The organism is Micromonospora pisi (assembly GCF_003633685.1).
GTDB classification, from domain to species: Bacteria; Actinomycetota; Actinomycetes; order Mycobacteriales; family Micromonosporaceae; genus Micromonospora_G; species Micromonospora_G pisi.
In genome coordinates this window covers 996,063-1,011,314 of record NZ_RBKT01000001.1, presented here as the reverse complement: position 1 = coordinate 1,011,314, position 15,252 = coordinate 996,063, and the positions used below count along the sequence as shown (strand labels likewise).

The window sequence follows — 15,252 nt, the reverse complement described above, 5'->3', positions numbered from 1 at the left end:
CCTTCTTAACGTGGGTCAGTTGGTGTCGACGATCATTCCGGCGGCGACCGTACGGTTGGTGGTTTCGTCGATCAGGATGAAACCGCCGGTGGTGCGGTTGCGCCGGTACTCGTCGGCGAGGAGCGGGACGGTGGTCCGGAGCCGGACGCGGCCGATCTCGTTGAGTCCGAGTTCGGTGGCGGTCTCGTCGCGGTGCAGCGAGTTCACGTCGAGTCGGTAGTGCAGTCCGCGTACGACCGTCCGGGCCGACCGGGTGGTGTGCTTGATGGCGTACTTGCCGCCGGGGCGGAGTGGTTGGCTTTCGTCCATCCAGCAGATCATGGCTTCGATGTCCTGGGCGACCGCTGGGGCGTTGTTCGGCCGGCAGATCAGGTCGCCCCGGGAGATGTCGATCTCGTCGGTGAGCCGGACCGTGACCGACATCGGTGGGAACGCCTCGGCGACCGGGCCGTCCGCGGTCTCGATGGCGGCGATGCGGGAGGTGAATCCGGACGGGAGCACCATGACCTCGTCGCCGGGCTTGAGTACGCCGGAGGCGACCTGTCCGGCGTAGCCCCGGTAGTCGGTGACCGTGGTCGACTGCGGTCGGATCACGTACTGCACCGGGAAACGTACGTCGACCAGGTTCCGGTCCGAGGCGATGTGTACCCGTTCGAGGTGGTGCAGCAGCGACGGGCCCTCGTACCAGGGGGTGTGTTCGGAGCGGGTGACGATGTTGTCGCCGTGCAGGGCGGAGATCGGCACCACGGTCAGGTCCGGTACCTCGAGTTTCGCGGCGAACGCGGTGAACTCGTCGGAGATTCGCTCGAACACGTCCTGCGACCAGTCGACCAGGTCCATCTTGTTCACGCAGAGGACCAGGTGCGGCACCCGTAACAGGGAGCAGAGGAACGCGTGTCGCCGGGACTGTTCGACCAGTCCTTTTCTGGCGTCGACCAGGATCAGGGCCAGGTCGGCGGTGGAGGCGCCGGTGACCATGTTCCGGGTGTACTGGATGTGCCCGGGGGTGTCGGCGATGATGAACTTCCGCCTCGGGGTGGCGAAGTACCGGTACGCCACGTCGATCGTGATGCCCTGCTCCCGCTCGGCCCGTAGTCCGTCGGTCAGCAACGCCAGGTTGGTGTATTCGTCGCCACGGGCCGCGGACACCGCCTCCACCGCCGCCAACTGGTCGGTGAACAGCGACTTCGTGTCGTAGAGCAGCCGGCCGATCAGGGTCGACTTGCCGTCGTCGACGCTGCCCGCGGTGGCGAACCGTAACAGGTCCATCGCCCGCCCCTCGGGCGCCGCGCCCTCGGCCACCGGAAACGCGGTCGTGCTCATCAGAAGTAGCCTTCCCGTTTGCGGTCTTCCATGGCGGCCTCGCTGACCCGGTCGTCGCCCCGGGTCGCCCCACGCTCGGTGATCCGGGTCGCGGCGACCTCCTCGATGACCAGCTCCACCGTGTCGGCGTCGGAGCGGACCGCCGCCGTGCACGACGCGTCGCCGACCGTGCGGTAACGCACCTGCGCCTTGAACGGTTCCTCCGCGCCTCTCGGCCGGATGAACTCGTTCACCGCGTACAGCATCCCGTCCCGCTCGACCACCAACCGCTCGTGGGCGTAGTAGATCGACGGCAGCGCCAACCGCTCCCGGGCGATGTAGTGCCAGATATCCAGCTCGGTCCAGTTCGACAACGGGAACACCCGGATCGACTCACCCGGATGATGCCGACCGTTGTACAACGACCACAGCTCCGGCCGCTGGTTCTTCGGATCCCACTGACCGAAGTCGTCCCGGAAACTGAACACCCGCTCCTTGGCCCGGGCCTTCTCCTCGTCCCGCCGCGCCCCACCGAACAACGCGTCGAACCGGTACTTCTCCACCGCGGCCAGCAACACCGGCGTCTGGATCCGGTTACGCATCCCGTCCGCCGACTCCCGGACCAGACCCGCTTCCAGGGCTTCGGGCACGCTCGCGACCACAAGTTGCAGGCCGAGTTCGGCCACCCGCTGGTCCCGGTAGTCCAACACCTCGGCGAAGTTGTGTCCGGTGTCGACGTGCATCACCGGGAACGGGATCCGGGCCGGAGCGAACGCCTTCTGGGCCAACCGGAGCATCACGATCGAGTCCTTGCCACCAGAGAAGAGCAGGACCGGCCGTTCCAGTTCGGCGACCACCTCACGCATCACGAAGATGCTCTCGGCCTCCAGGGCGTCCAGATGCGACACCCGGTACGCCGCTGGAATCGTCGTGTCGATTGTTTCCATCGCGGTGTCAGCCGGCTGCCGTGGCCGTTGCCGGCGTGAGGACCCGGTGTTGCCGCAGCGCGGCAAGGAGTGGAGCGGCCAGTTCCGGCCGGCAGACCACCAGGTCCGGTAGCCGCGGATCAGCCTCGTTGTATCTCAACGCAGAACCATCGATTCGGGAAGCGTGCAGCCCCGTCGCCGTCGCCACAGCCACCGGCGCGGCCGAATCCCACTCGTACTGCCCGCCCGCGTGCACGTACGCGTCGACCTCACCTCTGACCACCGCCGCGATCTTCGCGCCCGCCGACCCCATCGGCACCAACTCCGCGCCAACCTCGTCGGCCAACTCGCTTAAGAACACCGGCGGCCGGCTCCGACTCGCCGCCAACCGGATCGTCCGACCGCTGACCGTCGTCGGCCGGGGTGGGGGCGTATCGGTGCCGAGCGTACGACCCTGGGCCGGCAGGGCGATGGCGCCCGCGACGAGGCGGTGCTCCGTCGGCGCGTTCCGTTGCCAGAGTGCGACATGCACCGCCCAGTCCGTCCGGCCCGGCTCGGAGAACTCGCGGGTTCCGTCCAACGGGTCGATGATCCACACCCGGTCGGCGCCCAGCCGGTCCGGCGGGGATCCGGCCGTACCCGTGGCCCACACCTGCCGGGCGCCGTCGTCCTCCTCCGAGAGCACGGCGTCGGCGCTCCTGCACCGGGCCAGTTCATCGCGCAGCAGTTGGTGCGACGCCCGGTCACCCGCGCGCTTCAACGCGGCCGGGTCGTCGTGACCGTGTTCGGCGCGTACGCGCAGCAGTAACCGGCCGGCCCGGTCGGCCAACCAGGCCGCGAACGCGCCATCCGACGTGGGGGCTTCGGACCTGGGGGGTTCCAGCACGTTCATCGACGAACACCTCCGGTAGACGCGTGGATCGTGCCGTTCACTGGACGGCACGCCGACTGAAGCTTCGTACGCTGGTGACCGTGACCAACGCGGCCACCCCGGTCAGGACCAGCAGACAGACCCAGGCCGGTATGTGCGCGACGCCGGGCAACATCGCCCCGCGTACGCCCTCGGAGACGTAGGTCATCGGGTTGAGGGCGGTGACCGTCTGAAACCAGGGCATCGAAGAGAGCCGTGGCCACGGGTAGTGGATGCAACCGGTCCAGATGATCGGGGTCACGACCAGCGAGAACGTGATGTTGATTCGTTGGACGGGCAGAATCGTCGCCAGCGTCATGCCGATGCCGCCGCCGATCCATCCGCCGAGCAGGACCGTCAGCAGGACCATCGGTAGCCGTCCGGGTTGCCAGGGTGCCGAGCCGACCATCAGTGCGCCCAGTGGGTAGATGAGGGCTGCGGCGATGAGACCACGCAGCATCGCCACCACGAGCTTGCCCACCGCGACCAGGTTCGTCGACAGCGGGGCGAGGAGCCGGTCCTCGATCTCCCGGGTGAAGCCGAACTCCTTGACCAGTGGCAGCGCGACGCTCTGCAACGCGGTGGTGAGCGCGGCGAGCGCGATGATGCCGGGCAGGAACAGGTCGGCGAAGTTCCGGGTGACGATGCCCTGCCCGCCGAGCACGTTGACGAAGACGAAGAGCATGAACAGCGGGGTGAGGCCGACCTGGACCAGGATGACCCAGAGTTCCTTGCCCGTGACCAGCAGGTCCCGGCGCAGGATGGCCAGGAAGACCCGGTGGGCGCTGGGTCTCGCGGGCGCCGCCGTGGTGCTCGTTGCCGCTACCGCCGGGGCGTCGAGGTCGGTCACCGTGGGTCCCTTCCGGTCAGTCCGATGAAGACGTCTTCGAGGCTCGGCTCGGCGATGTGTACGTCGGTGAGGGTCGCCGACCGTGTGGTCAGGATGGTGAGCGCCGGCCCGAGCACGGTGGCGGGGTCGGTGGCGAGATGCAGCCGGATCCGGACGCGCTGGCGCCCGCCGGGGTCGGGGGCGAGCGTGGCGACCGCCCGTTCCCGCCGGGCCAGCGCGGCCAGTGCGGCAGCCGGCGCACCCGCGCCGAACCCCGCACCGCCGCCGAGGCCGAGGCCGGAGCGGAGGTTGGCGGCCCCGGCGCCGGGCGGCGGCGCCGCGGCGAGCCGTTCACCCTTGCGTACGCCGGAGACCTCGGAAAGTGCACGCAGAAGCTCGTCCGGTTCGTCGAGCGCGGCCGGGGTGACCGTCAGGTCGAGGATCGATCGTCCGGCGAGACCCCTGACCAGGTTGCCCGGCTTGTCCAGGGTGAGCAGCCGGCCATGCTCGACGATGCCGACCCGGTCGACCAGGGCGGCGGCCGCGTTCATCTGATGTGTGGTCAGCACGACCGTCACACCGCGCCCGCGCAGCTCGCGGATCCGGCTCCAGATCAGCCGCCGGGACTGCGGGTCCAGGCCGTTGGTGGGCTCGTCGAGGAAGAGCACCGCCGGCTCGTGGATCAACGCGCGGGCGATCATCAGCCGTTGCGCCATGCCGCCCGAGTACGCCTCGATCCGCTTGTCCGCTCGATCCGTCAGGCCGAAACGGTCCAGGAGCGCGTCGGCTCGGGCGTTGCGTACGGCGCGGCCGACGCCGTGGTACGCGGCGTGGTACACCAGGTTCTGTCGTGGCGTCAGTGACCGGTCGAGGTTGTTGTGCTGGGGTACGACGGCCAACTGGGCACGGGCCGCGACCGGGTCGCCGACCACGTCGACCCCGCCGACCAGCGCCCGGCCTGCGGACGCCCGCAGCCGGGTGGTGAGGATGCCGATGGTGGTCGACTTGCCGGCGCCGTTCGGTCCGAGCAGCCCGAAGATCTCGCCAGGGGCCACCGTGAAGGACAGCCCGTCCACGGCTGCGGTCGTGCTTGCGGGATAGCGTTTGACGAGGTCGGTGACCTCGACCGCGGGCGGGCTGCCACCACTGCTTGGCATCTGCTGCTCCCTGTCCTGAGCTGTCGGGTGGATGGGCGGCCGGTGCGGGTCAGCCGCCGGTTCGGGGGTGTGCGTCGAAGAAACGCCAGATGGTCTCGGTTGCGTCCAGTGCGGTCGTGGGTGGATCCAGGCCGAGTAGGCGTTGCGCCGCCGGTTCGGGGCCGGCGGCACCGGGCCACTGGTGGCCGGCGTCGTCGACGGTGACCAACTCGACCGCCCGTCCCCCGGGACAGGTGGCGGCCGAGGTGCTGACCGGGCCCGAGACGGTGGTCACCGGTGCGCCGCATCCGCCGGTCGTACGCCACTGGCCGAGCAGGTCGGGGGTGGGCGGGCCGTCGATCTTGACCGGATTGCGTCCGGTCCCGTCGTTGTCCCGCTTGCCCGGACCACCGTCGAACGGCACTGTCTGGTCCGCCGTCCCGTGGATGTGGATCACGGAGGTCGGTGCCGGGGACGGGCATGGGCCGACCTGGGTCGCCGCCACCGGCCCGATCGCGGCGAACAGCTTCGTGTCACACGCCAGTCGGTACGCGAGCATCCCGCCGTTGGAGATCCCGGTGGCGTAGATCCGGTTGCGGTCCACCGGAAGCTGATCGGCCACGGTGGAGACCAGGTGCTGGATGAAGGCCACGTCGTCCACGCCGTCGCGGGCCGGTGGGCCGCAGCAGTCCGGGCCCACCGCCCAGGAGCGGCTCAACCCGTCCGGGTACGCGACGACAAAGCCCTCCCGGTCCGCCTCGGCGTTCCAGCCGTACGAGTTTTCCGCCTGGCTGCCGGTGCCGAGCGCGCCGTGCAGCATCACCACGAGCGGCACCGAGGTCGACCGGGCGAGGTTCGCCGGGCGGTAGAGGCGGAAGCCGCGTTCCTGCCCGTCGACCACGAGGGTGTGCGCCGAGGAGCCGCTCGGCATGGTGGACACCGGTCCGACCTCGTGCTGCTCCGGATCGTCCCGGAACAGCCCGCAACCGGCCAGCAGGGTGAGCGCTCCGACGAGCGGCAGGACCGTGAGCAGGTGCCGCCACCGGCTGTGCCGTCCCGCATGGCCTGTCCAAGATCTACTAATTTCCATCATATTCGCACCATGACATAGTGATGTTCGGGATATGTAAGGATCCGTGCTGGTTGGTGTATCCGTGCGGTCGGCCCCGCCCGTGCCCACGCTGTGCCACCCGAGCGGGGCCAACCGGCTAACACCGCTGCGTACTCAGCCGGATCAGTTCCCAGCCGCCCTCGGGAACGTCGTCGTCCGGGTCCGTACGCAGGTTCATCGGATTGGCCATGCCCAGGTAGAGGGTCGACCCGTCGGCGATCATGTTGCGGATCCCGTAGTTCAGGTAGTTGCCGAGCCCGCTGTTGTCCACCACCGTGGCCGGCTTGCTGGTCGAGTCGAAGACGAACAGGTCGCCGCCGTAGACCGGTGCCGGCGGAGGGTCGTCGGCCAGCACGGAGGCGTCGCCGAACTCGGCCGCGGCCGGGCCGGTGACACCCAACAGCCGGGCGGTGTCCTGGCCCAGGTCCTTGGAGATGTAGCTCCAGTCCATGGTGCCCACGTAGAGTTTCCCGCCCGCCACCGCCATCTTCCAGGTGTAGTTGTTGTACGGGTTGCCCATGCCCGACGGGCCGTACAGCGGGGTGTAACCGGTCGAGACGGCGGCCCAGAGGCCCGCGCCGCCGTTCCCCGCCGGGTCGTACGCGGGCAACTGGGGTGCGCCGTACAGCAGATCGACGCGCTGGTGGCGGTCGCCGAAGCTCTTACCGCGGAAGATGCTGATCGCCCGTTGGGTGCCGCGTACCGAGGCGCGCAGCGCGGCCTCGTTCGCGGGCGGGTGGGTCGCGATGTGCACCGTGGTCGCCTTCATCGGCACGTGCATCGTGCCCCAGTAGAGGTAGCCGTTGAACGAGGCCAGCCCACCCAGGGCGTAGGTGCGGGCGACGACCGGATCGGGCTCGTACCCGTCCACCGACCAGACCTGGGTCCAGTTGTCGGCGTCGGCCGGCGTGAGGCCGCGTTCGCCCTGGGACAGCTTCGGGCTCATCCACACCCCGGCGACCCCGGACAGCGGCTCGTCGGTAGTGCCGGGTACCGCGGCGGCGAGTGCGTCGTCACCGGAACCCGTCCACGTCGTCACGAAGATCCGCCCGTCGTGCACGGTCAGGTCCGCCGCCTGGGCCGGCAGGTTCGCGACCTCGAGGAAGCTGAACGGGTTGCTCCGGGAGCCGGTCCAGCGCAGCACGTGCCCCCGGTTACCACCGTTCGCGCCCACCCCGACTCCCGCGTAGAGCGCGCCGTCGGCCACCACGAAGTGGCGGATGTTGCCGTACGCCGGCAGGTTGACCGAGCCGAGGAAGGCTCCGGTGTAGGTGTCGAAGGCGAACAGGTTGATGCTCTCGCCCAGGGCGGGCCCACCCAGGAACGCCACCCCCTGATGGGTGCCGGCGGCCCGGATTCCGGCGGTCGTACTCAACCGGTTGGCGTCGGTGGTGGAGGCGCTCTTGACCGCGTCGGTCTTCTCCGTCAACCGCCGCGATCGCTTGTCGTACGTGTACAGCCGGGGCGGGCGATGGTCGCCGAGGGTGGCGGGCAGGGTCGGGTTGCGTTTCACGATCTGGCTCTCGCCGTACTCGCAGACCCAGTCCTCGTTCAGGTTCGGTGTGGTGTTGCGCAGGTTGCGTCCGCTGGTCATGCAGTTGACGTTCGCTCCGGTGCCGAACCACAGGCTCTGCTCGGTCTGGGTCATGCCCCACAGGTAGGACTGGTTCACCTTCGACTGCCCGACCGCGCACGGGGGACCGGGTGGATAGGCGACACCGACACCGGCGAAGCACTCGTCCGGGGTGCCCTTCCCGATCAGCTTCCGTTCGTACGTCGGTTGGTGTCCGGACGTACCCGGCGCATCCGTCCCGATCGGGGCGGCGGCGGCCGGCGACGGCGTCGCCAGCACGTACAGCAGTCCCAGTACGGCGGCCGCGGCGAGTGGTCGCCGGCCCGACATCCGGAATGGTTTCACCAATGGTTCCTCTCGTTCGACGGAGTCATGACGTTTGGTGGGGCATGGACGCGGTCAGGCCGCGGCGACCTCTCGGGACCTGGTGGGCGCGACCACCCGTCCGGCGACCCGCCGCGCCCAGTCCTCCCAGTCCTCGAACTCCAGGAACCGGGCCAGCAGGCCGAGTTGCCCGACCGGGTCGGCGACCAGGTCCTCGTAGCTCATCCGGTGCAGGTGTCGCGGGGGCAGGTCGGTGAGCGCCTGTTCGGCCTGGCTGGTCAGGAACGCGCTCAGACCGAGATAGCGGCGCAGGTCCTGTCCCCGCTCCCGGAGCAGGTCGGCGGTGAGCCGGTCCGGCAGGTACCGTTCCAGATCCTCGGGCACCGACTGGCCGGGCTCGATCCGGAACGGATCAAGCCCGCACCGGCCGAGGAACTCCACCCGCAGCTGGATCAGTTGGAACGACGAGTGCCGGCTCATCGATCGGGCGGTCGCTTCCCGGTCGCGGGTCAGGTACACCACCTTCGCCTCGGGAAATGCCCGCAACAGGTACGGAGCGACGTGACTCGACCCGCCGGAGCGCTCGACCCAGCGCCGTTTGCCGGTCACCACGGCCAGCAGGTCGAGGAACATCCGGTGGTGGTCACCGACCGACTGCGTCGGGAAGTCCGGCACCCGCTCGGCGAGCTGGTCGAAGAGGCCGTCCGGGTCGGCGGTCAGCTTCGACAGGGTGATGGCGAGGATCCGTGGCAGTTCGGTCATCCGGTCCGCCCACCGGCCGGTCGGGGGATAGCGCACCTCCTTCGGCGGCAACCCGATCCGGAAGAGGGTGGCGAGTTCCGCCTTGGGGCTGCTCAGCACCGCCCAGTACGCGGCCCCGGTAAGCACCTCGGAACTGCGTGCCCAGGGCGCGACGGACATGAAGAACTCCTGCGCCGAGAGAGTCTCGGGCTGCTCCGCGATCAGGTCGGAGAGCAGCGTCGAGCCGCACCGGCCGTTGCTGATGATGATCGACCTGCCGGGGACCGGGGTGTCCATCCGAGGACCTCCTGCACGATGGGTTGTCACGGGGTGGTGGCGGCCTCGGCCACCTCGACGGCGCACTCCTCGCGGAGCCAGGCCAGGACGAGCCGGCGGACCGCCTCCGGCCGGTCGACCAGGACGGTGTGTTTCTCGCCGGGTAGGACCACGGTCCGCGTCTGCGGTAGCAGCCGGACCACGGCCGGCGCCAGCTCGACGACCGCGGAGTTCGCGCCGTACAGACAGAGCACCGGTACGCCGATCGCGCTGATCTGCGCGGAACTGGGCAGGGCACTGGCCGGTAGGTCCCTGGCCAGCGTGGTCGTCACCAGCATCTCGCCGGTGGCCCGGGCCCGGCGGGCCACCCGTTCCCCCCGACCGGCGCTGATCCGCGCCAGCGCCTCCGGCCGGGGTAGGAGATCGGAGGCCCGGTCCAGCCGGCGCGCGACCCGGGCCATCCACGCCCTGGTCGGCGGCGAGGATTCGATCGCCGCGACGGAGGCGACCCGTTCCGGGTGTCGGACCGCGTAGGCGAATGCGATCGTGCCGCCGAACGAGTTGCCGAGCAGGTGCACCGGACCGGTGACGTCGAGTTCGGCCAGCATCGCCGACAGATCGTCGACGAAGTCGTCGAGGGCGTAGCCGGTGGGTGGGCGCTCGCTGTGGCCGTGCCCCCGCAGGTCGTACATCAGCACCCGCAGCCCGGCATCGGCCAGGGGCTTGGCGAGCGTGAAATACCAGCTCGCGAGGCTGTCGGAGGCCATCCCGTGGATCATCACGAGGGTGGCCGGTCCATCACCCCGGCCGGCGCCGACCCCGCCCGGCCCGCCGGCCGGTGGATCGAGGTGTTCGACGTGCACCTCGATCCCGTTGGCCCGGATCATCGTCACGAGCGGACCGCCTCGACGACCGTGGGGCTGGCTTCGGCCGGCGTGTCCCGGCCGGACTCCGCCGCGTCGAGGGAGTGTGCGATGTGCTCGACCAGTTGCCCGACCCGCAGCTCGCCCACGGTCTCCAGATCCAGTTTGGCGACAAAATGCGCGAAGTTGACGGTGTTGCCGTACCGGGCCTGCAAGCGGCCGGCGAGGGAGACGACGTCGATGCTCTCCATGCCGAGTTCGTCGCGGAAGGCGGTGTCCATGGTGATCGGGGCATCGGTGGCGAAGTCCCCGAGTACCGCGTGGATGATCTCCGTGAGCTCGGCGAGGATGTCGGCATGCGAGGCGGCCATGGGATGTACTCCTTCGGATGGTCGGAAATGGGTGCCGGTCACGGTTGACCAGCCACGGCCACGGTGCGAGGGCCCCAGGTCCAGGCGACGACGTAGCGTCGGAGCGGTAGGTCTTCGGGATTGCCGACCTCGCGGTGCTCCACCGGGTAGATCCGATCGTCGACGCGGACGGTCAGCACCGTGTCCGTGGCACTGCTCACGGCGAACCGGCGCGGGCGCCCGTCGAGTCCGGTTCCCTCCGCCTTGCCGACGGCCTCCTTGGCGGCCCAGAACCGGGTGAACCAGCGTCGCCGGTCCTCGGCGTCGCCGCCGAGCGAGTCCAGCAGGGCGGTCTCCCGATCGGACAGGGCGAAGCGCAGGGTGCTCTCCGGATGGTCGGTGATCTCGGCGACGTCGATGCCGACGCCCGGCGCGTCGGGCGGCGACGCCGGATCGCGGGGTTTCGCGATCGCGACCCCGACCTCGGCGCAGTGCGCCAGCGAGACGTCGCAGTCGCGCAGGTCACGGCCCGGACGTCCGTACACCCGGGGCCGCCCGTCCGGATCGTTGCCGACCGTCAGCTCGATCGGGTAGATGTCGCTGTGGCCGTCCTCCCACAACCGGAACCGGACGGCGTCCTTCACCGCGATCCGGCCCAACAGCCACTGTTTGCGGGATCTGGCGGGTTGCCGTTCGTAGTCCGCGTACGCGGACGAGCCCAGGATGCCGCGGGCGGCCATGCCCTGGGTGACCAGGTCGGTCCAGCAGTCGAAGGCCATCGTCCAGCCCTCGGGTTGGATCAGCGACATCGGATGCCGCTCGGGGAACCGTTCCGCCGGCCGCGCCTGCGGATGGCTGTCGAAGCGCCGGTCGACCGCGCCGTCGATCTGCGCCCACACCCGGTCGTCGACGACCAGTTGGGTGTCCGCGACGAGTTGTGCGTCATCGATCGAGCGCACCCGGGCAACACACTCGAACGCCGTGCCGGCCTCCGGCGGGGGACCGAAGTACCGGATGTGGCCCAGGCCCACGGGCAACGCCACGGTACGGAACGGCTGTGTGGTGATGAGCCAGTTGCCGATCAGCTGCAGCGCGTTGTCCAGCAGCGCGCCCGGCGGCACGGGTGCGGTGACCACTCCCCGTACGTGCATGTCACCGAGGGCGTGTACGGCGGTGACTCCCTGGAACTGGGGGCCGTGGAACATCAGCCGCTCCGCGTACATCTCCTCGGCGCTGATCCGTGGCGGCCGCTCGGTCGCGGGATCGTGCCGCCACACCTCGGGCGAGTCCGCCGGATAGTCCGCGGCGAGTTCCACGGTCGACCGGGCGTACGGGCCGAAGGTGACCGAAACCAGGCCGTCACCGGTCGGCTTCACCGTGACCTCGACGTCCTGACCCGGCTCGGCTATCAGCCACCGGTTGAACCGGGCGTCGCGTACGGCCACCGCCCGCATGCCGGGCACGGCCTGCTCCGCCGCGTCGACCATGTGCTGGACCAGGGTGGTGGCCGGCACCACCGGCCACCGGTCCTCCACGTTCGGCCAGTCCGGCGGCTGGACGAAGAAGCAGTGGTCCCTCAGGTACGGCATGGTCTCGACGGAGACCCGCAACGTGATCCGCCGAACCGTACCCGTGTCGCCGTTGCCCGCGCTGCCGTTGCTCGTGTTGCTATTGGCCGCGCTGCCATTGCCGGCGTGGACCCCGCTGCCGGTGCCGATGACGGCGGCGCGGGTGGGCGCGGCAGGCGGGACGATCGAGAGTGGCGCAACACCTACCGGCGGCACCACGGGTGCCGTCGATCGGTGTGGTCGGAGCGCGGGTGCGGCGGCGTCCAGCACGCTGACCGCGTCCCGTGCCGTGTCCTGCAACAGTGCGGCGAGTTCCGCCGCCGCGCTGGACCGCCCGGCCAACCGGTGCAGTGCGGCCAGCGCCGCCGCCGGGTTACCGCCGGTACCCGCCGGTTCCGGCTGGCGCCCGGCCCCGGCCGTCGCTGATGCGTCGACCGGGACGGCCGCACCGTGACTCGGCGGACCTGCGGACAGGTGGTGCGGTTGGGTGCCGCCCACCGACACGCCGAGCAGACCGGCGGCGCCCGCCCCGAGCCGGACCAGCGGTCCACCCAGGTCCAGCGGAATCGACGGGCCACGGCGTACCGGTTTTCCAGTTGCCTTCGCCGACGGTGGATCGAGCGCGGTCAGGTTCGGGCTGCCGCCCTCCACCCAGATCGCGGTGGCGACCCGGCGGAGCTGGTCCAGCCCGCTGCGGTGCTTCACGTTGACCGGCATCGCGAGATGGTCACGTCCGCGCAGGTTGTCGCTGATCAGCGAGGCGAGCTGTCCGGCGCCGAGTTGGAGGAAGACCCGTACGCCGGCGTCGTACATCGCCGCCACGGTCTGACGGAACCAGACCGGCTCCATCATGTGCCGGACGAACAGGGTGTTGACCTGCGCCTCGTCGGCGGGGAACGGTGCCGCCAGGGTCGCCGACCAGACCGGTATCCGGGTCGGGTGCACCTCCCACCGGCGCAGCGCCGCACCGATCGACTGCAGGCCATCGGCGAACACGGGAGTGTGGAAGGCCGACCGGAACGGCAGCTTCTGGCACAGCACGTTCTCCGTACGCAGCGCCTCGACGAGCCGGTCCACCTGGGATTCGGGGCCGTTCACCACCGACTGCGCCGGGGCGTTGTCGTGTGACAGCACCACCCCCGGGAAGTCGCCGAGCATCGGGGTGACCCGCTCCGCGCCGGCTCCCACGGCGGCGAAGACGTATCCGGAGACCTCGACCGAGTCGGCGTTGAACAGCTCCAGGAATTCGTCCATCGCCGCTGTGCTGATCTGTCCGCTGGTCGCCGCGGCGGTCCACTCGCCGATGCTGTGTCCGGCGACCGCGTCCGGCAGCACGCCGATGCGGCGTAGCGCCTCGTCGAGCAGTTTGCCCACCTCGATCAGCCCAGCTCCGTGCCGACCCAGGTCCGCTGCGGACCACTGCCGGTCCGGCAGTCCGAAGTGGGCGGCGATATCCGCGGTACGCGGCGCGAACTCCGCCTCCAGGCCGGGAAAGACGAAGGCGAGGCGCCCGGTGCCGGCGGCCAACAGCGGCGACGGACTGAACCAGATGTCCCGGCCACCCCGCCACGCCTGCCCGCGGGCCACCGTCTTGCGGGCGACCGCCAGCAGCTTGTCCGTCGGGTTGACGATGCCGATCCGGCACGGTTCGGCCCCGGTCGCGGGCCGGTTGCTCCGGGCCCGTTCGATGCCGAGGGCCCGTACCTCGTGGTCGTCGCGGGACAGCAGGCCGGCCAACCGGACGGGGTCCGGCGCGGCGAGCCAGAGCACCTGGTCCGGCTCGGTCACCTGTACCGTCGAACCGGCCACGGTCGAGGCCGCGTCTTCGCCGACACCCGCTGTCACCGGGACCCCGGCGGCCGGCCGGTTCCGTACGCCAACCGGTTCGGGTGCCTGCTCGACGATGACGTGTGCGTTGATGCCGCCGAAGCCGAAGGCGTTCACCCCGGCGCGACGCGGCCCGTCGCTGTCCCAGGGGCGGGCGGTGGCAATCGGGGCGAACCGGGTCGCGGCCATCTCCGAGCGCGGATCGTCGCAGTGCAGCGTGGGCGGCAGCACCCCCCGGTAGACCGCGAGCGTGGCCTTGATCAGGCCGGCGATGCCAGCGGCCGGCATGGTGTGCCCGATCATCGACTTGACCGATCCGATCACCGGGCGTGGTCCGTCGCCCGAGTGCGGTCCGAAGACCTCGGCGACCGAGACCAGTTCGGCCGCGTCGCCGGTGGGCGTGCCGGTGCCGTGCGCCTCCAGCAACCCCAGCGCGTCCGGCGCGGTCGGGTCCAGCCCGGACGACTCCCAGGCCCGCCGGATGGCCAGCACCTGTCCCGAGGAGGCCGGGTTGAACATGCTCGCCGAGCGGCCGTCGCTGGACATTCCGCTGCCCCGGATGACCGCGTAAACCCGGTCGCCGTCCCGGACCGCGTCGGACCACCGCTTGAGTACGACCACACCGGTGCCCTCGCCGATCAGCAGCCCGTCGGACTCCCGGTGGAACGGCCGGCTCTCCCCGCGCCGGGACAGCGCCCGCAACTGGTTGAACACCGACCAGAAGCTGATGTCGTGCACGTGGTGCACCCCACCGGCGAGTACGGCGTCCAACCGTCCGCTGGTCAGTTCGGTGATCGCCTGGTCGACCGCGATCAGTGACGAGGCGCAGGCCGCGTCCAGGGTGTACGCCGGACCGCGCAGGTTGAGCCGGTTGGCCACCCGGGACGCGGCCAGGTTCGGCACCAGACCGATCGTCCCCTCCGGCTGGTACGGGCCGAGCCGCTCGTCGAACTTCTCGCGTACCAGGTCCAGCCGGCTCTGGTCCAACTCCGGGATCAGCTCCCGCAGCACCTGGATGACCTGGCTCGACATCCGCACCCGTTGGGCGTAGCGGGCCTGGGCGGGGCTGAGGATGCCGCCCCGCCCGAGGATCACGCCCACCCGGTCGCCGTCGGGCAGCCGGTCCGTGCCGCCGGCATCGTCGATCGCGGCGGCGGCCACGTTCAGGGCGATGAGCTGGTCCGGCTCGATCTCCGCCACCGACGCGGGCATGATGCCGAACCGCAGCGGCTCGAAGCTCGCGAACTCGTCGACGAACCCGCCACGTCGGCAGTACATCCGGTCCGGCCGGTGGGCCTGGTCCGGGTCGTAGAACTCCTCGTCCCACCGGTGCGCCGGCACGTCGGTGATCGCGTCCACCCCGTCGACCAGGTTGCGCCAGTAGTTCTCCAGGTTGCCGGCGCCGGGCATCACCGCCGCCATCCCGACGATCGCGACCGGGTCGCGCCGATCGGTGCTCGTGTTCATCTTCGACCTCTCGCTCCACCGTCGACGGGCGTACCGGCTGTACGGCGCG

Annotated in this window: 11 protein-coding genes; all 11 read right to left on the bottom strand. The window is 70.4% G+C overall.

All coding sequences use genetic code 11. The features are described 5' to 3' along the window. Window positions 1–15: 15 nt before the first annotated feature. Window positions 16–1,323, bottom strand: coding sequence for a sulfate adenylyltransferase subunit 1 (locus BDK92_RS03960; RefSeq protein ID WP_121154693.1), 1,308 nt, complete (start codon window positions 1,321–1,323; stop codon window positions 16–18). After that, on the bottom strand, window positions 1,323–2,249 hold the full coding sequence (cysD, locus tag BDK92_RS03955; RefSeq protein ID WP_121154691.1) for a sulfate adenylyltransferase subunit CysD: 927 nt from the start codon (window positions 2,247–2,249) through the stop codon (window positions 1,323–1,325). Before cysD ends, BDK92_RS03960 begins: the two co-directional genes overlap by 1 nt. A gap of 7 nt (window positions 2,250–2,256) precedes the next feature. Then, window positions 2,257–3,120, bottom strand: a complete 864-nt coding sequence (locus tag BDK92_RS03950) for a 3'(2'),5'-bisphosphate nucleotidase CysQ (RefSeq protein WP_121154689.1) — start codon at window positions 3,118–3,120, stop codon at window positions 2,257–2,259. A 37-nt stretch (window positions 3,121–3,157) separates the two neighbouring features. Continuing rightward, window positions 3,158–3,988, bottom strand: a complete 831-nt coding sequence (locus BDK92_RS03945) for an ABC transporter permease (protein ID WP_121154687.1) — start codon at window positions 3,986–3,988, stop codon at window positions 3,158–3,160. Further along, window positions 3,985–5,124, bottom strand: coding sequence for an ABC transporter ATP-binding protein (locus BDK92_RS03940; protein ID WP_121154685.1), 1,140 nt, complete (start codon window positions 5,122–5,124; stop codon window positions 3,985–3,987). Before BDK92_RS03940 ends, BDK92_RS03945 begins: the two co-directional genes overlap by 4 nt. 49 nt (window positions 5,125–5,173) lie before the next feature. After that, window positions 5,174–6,196 (bottom strand): extracellular catalytic domain type 1 short-chain-length polyhydroxyalkanoate depolymerase, encoded by a 1,023-nt coding sequence (locus BDK92_RS03935; protein WP_170208476.1) that lies wholly within the window; start codon window positions 6,194–6,196, stop codon window positions 5,174–5,176. A 115-nt stretch (window positions 6,197–6,311) separates the two neighbouring features. Further along, the gene (locus BDK92_RS03930) at window positions 6,312–8,132 is read right to left on the bottom strand and encodes a hypothetical protein (protein WP_246016777.1); all 1,821 of its coding nucleotides are present in this window, start codon (window positions 8,130–8,132) and stop codon (window positions 6,312–6,314) included. Window positions 8,133–8,186: 54 nt separating this feature from the next. After that, window positions 8,187–9,149, bottom strand: coding sequence for a sulfotransferase family protein (locus BDK92_RS03925; protein ID WP_121154681.1), 963 nt, complete (start codon window positions 9,147–9,149; stop codon window positions 8,187–8,189). 26 nt (window positions 9,150–9,175) lie between these two features. Next, window positions 9,176–10,015 (bottom strand): alpha/beta fold hydrolase, encoded by an 840-nt coding sequence (locus BDK92_RS03920; RefSeq protein WP_246017477.1) that lies wholly within the window; start codon window positions 10,013–10,015, stop codon window positions 9,176–9,178. A gap of 2 nt (window positions 10,016–10,017) precedes the next feature. Then, window positions 10,018–10,362 carry an acyl carrier protein gene (locus BDK92_RS03915; protein WP_121154677.1) on the bottom strand — a complete coding sequence of 115 codons (345 nt, stop codon included), beginning with the start codon at window positions 10,360–10,362 and terminating at the stop codon, window positions 10,018–10,020. A gap of 38 nt (window positions 10,363–10,400) precedes the next feature. Beyond that, window positions 10,401–15,203, bottom strand: coding sequence for a type I polyketide synthase (locus BDK92_RS03910; protein ID WP_121154675.1), 4,803 nt, complete (start codon window positions 15,201–15,203; stop codon window positions 10,401–10,403). Window positions 15,204–15,252 lie beyond the last annotated feature (49 nt).

Excerpts from the sequence above, each read along its gene's own strand:
- BDK92_RS03920 (WP_246017477.1), bottom strand. The coding sequence starts at position 10,015 with ATGATCCGGGCCAACGGGATCGAGGTGCACGTCGAACACCTCGATCCA.
- BDK92_RS03935 (WP_170208476.1), bottom strand. The coding sequence starts at position 6,196 with ATGATGGAAATTAGTAGATCTTGGACAGGCCATGCGGGACGGCACAGC.
- BDK92_RS03960 (WP_121154693.1), bottom strand. The coding sequence starts at position 1,323 with ATGAGCACGACCGCGTTTCCGGTGGCCGAGGGCGCGGCGCCCGAGGGG.
- cysD (WP_121154691.1), bottom strand. The coding sequence starts at position 2,249 with ATGGAAACAATCGACACGACGATTCCAGCGGCGTACCGGGTGTCGCAT.
- BDK92_RS03910 (WP_121154675.1), bottom strand. The coding sequence starts at position 15,203 with ATGAACACGAGCACCGATCGGCGCGACCCGGTCGCGATCGTCGGGATG.
- BDK92_RS03915 (WP_121154677.1), bottom strand. The coding sequence starts at position 10,362 with ATGGCCGCCTCGCATGCCGACATCCTCGCCGAGCTCACGGAGATCATC.
- BDK92_RS03940 (WP_121154685.1), bottom strand. The coding sequence starts at position 5,124 with ATGCCAAGCAGTGGTGGCAGCCCGCCCGCGGTCGAGGTCACCGACCTC.
- BDK92_RS03950 (WP_121154689.1), bottom strand. The coding sequence starts at position 3,120 with ATGAACGTGCTGGAACCCCCCAGGTCCGAAGCCCCCACGTCGGATGGC.
- BDK92_RS03925 (WP_121154681.1), bottom strand. The coding sequence starts at position 9,149 with ATGGACACCCCGGTCCCCGGCAGGTCGATCATCATCAGCAACGGCCGG.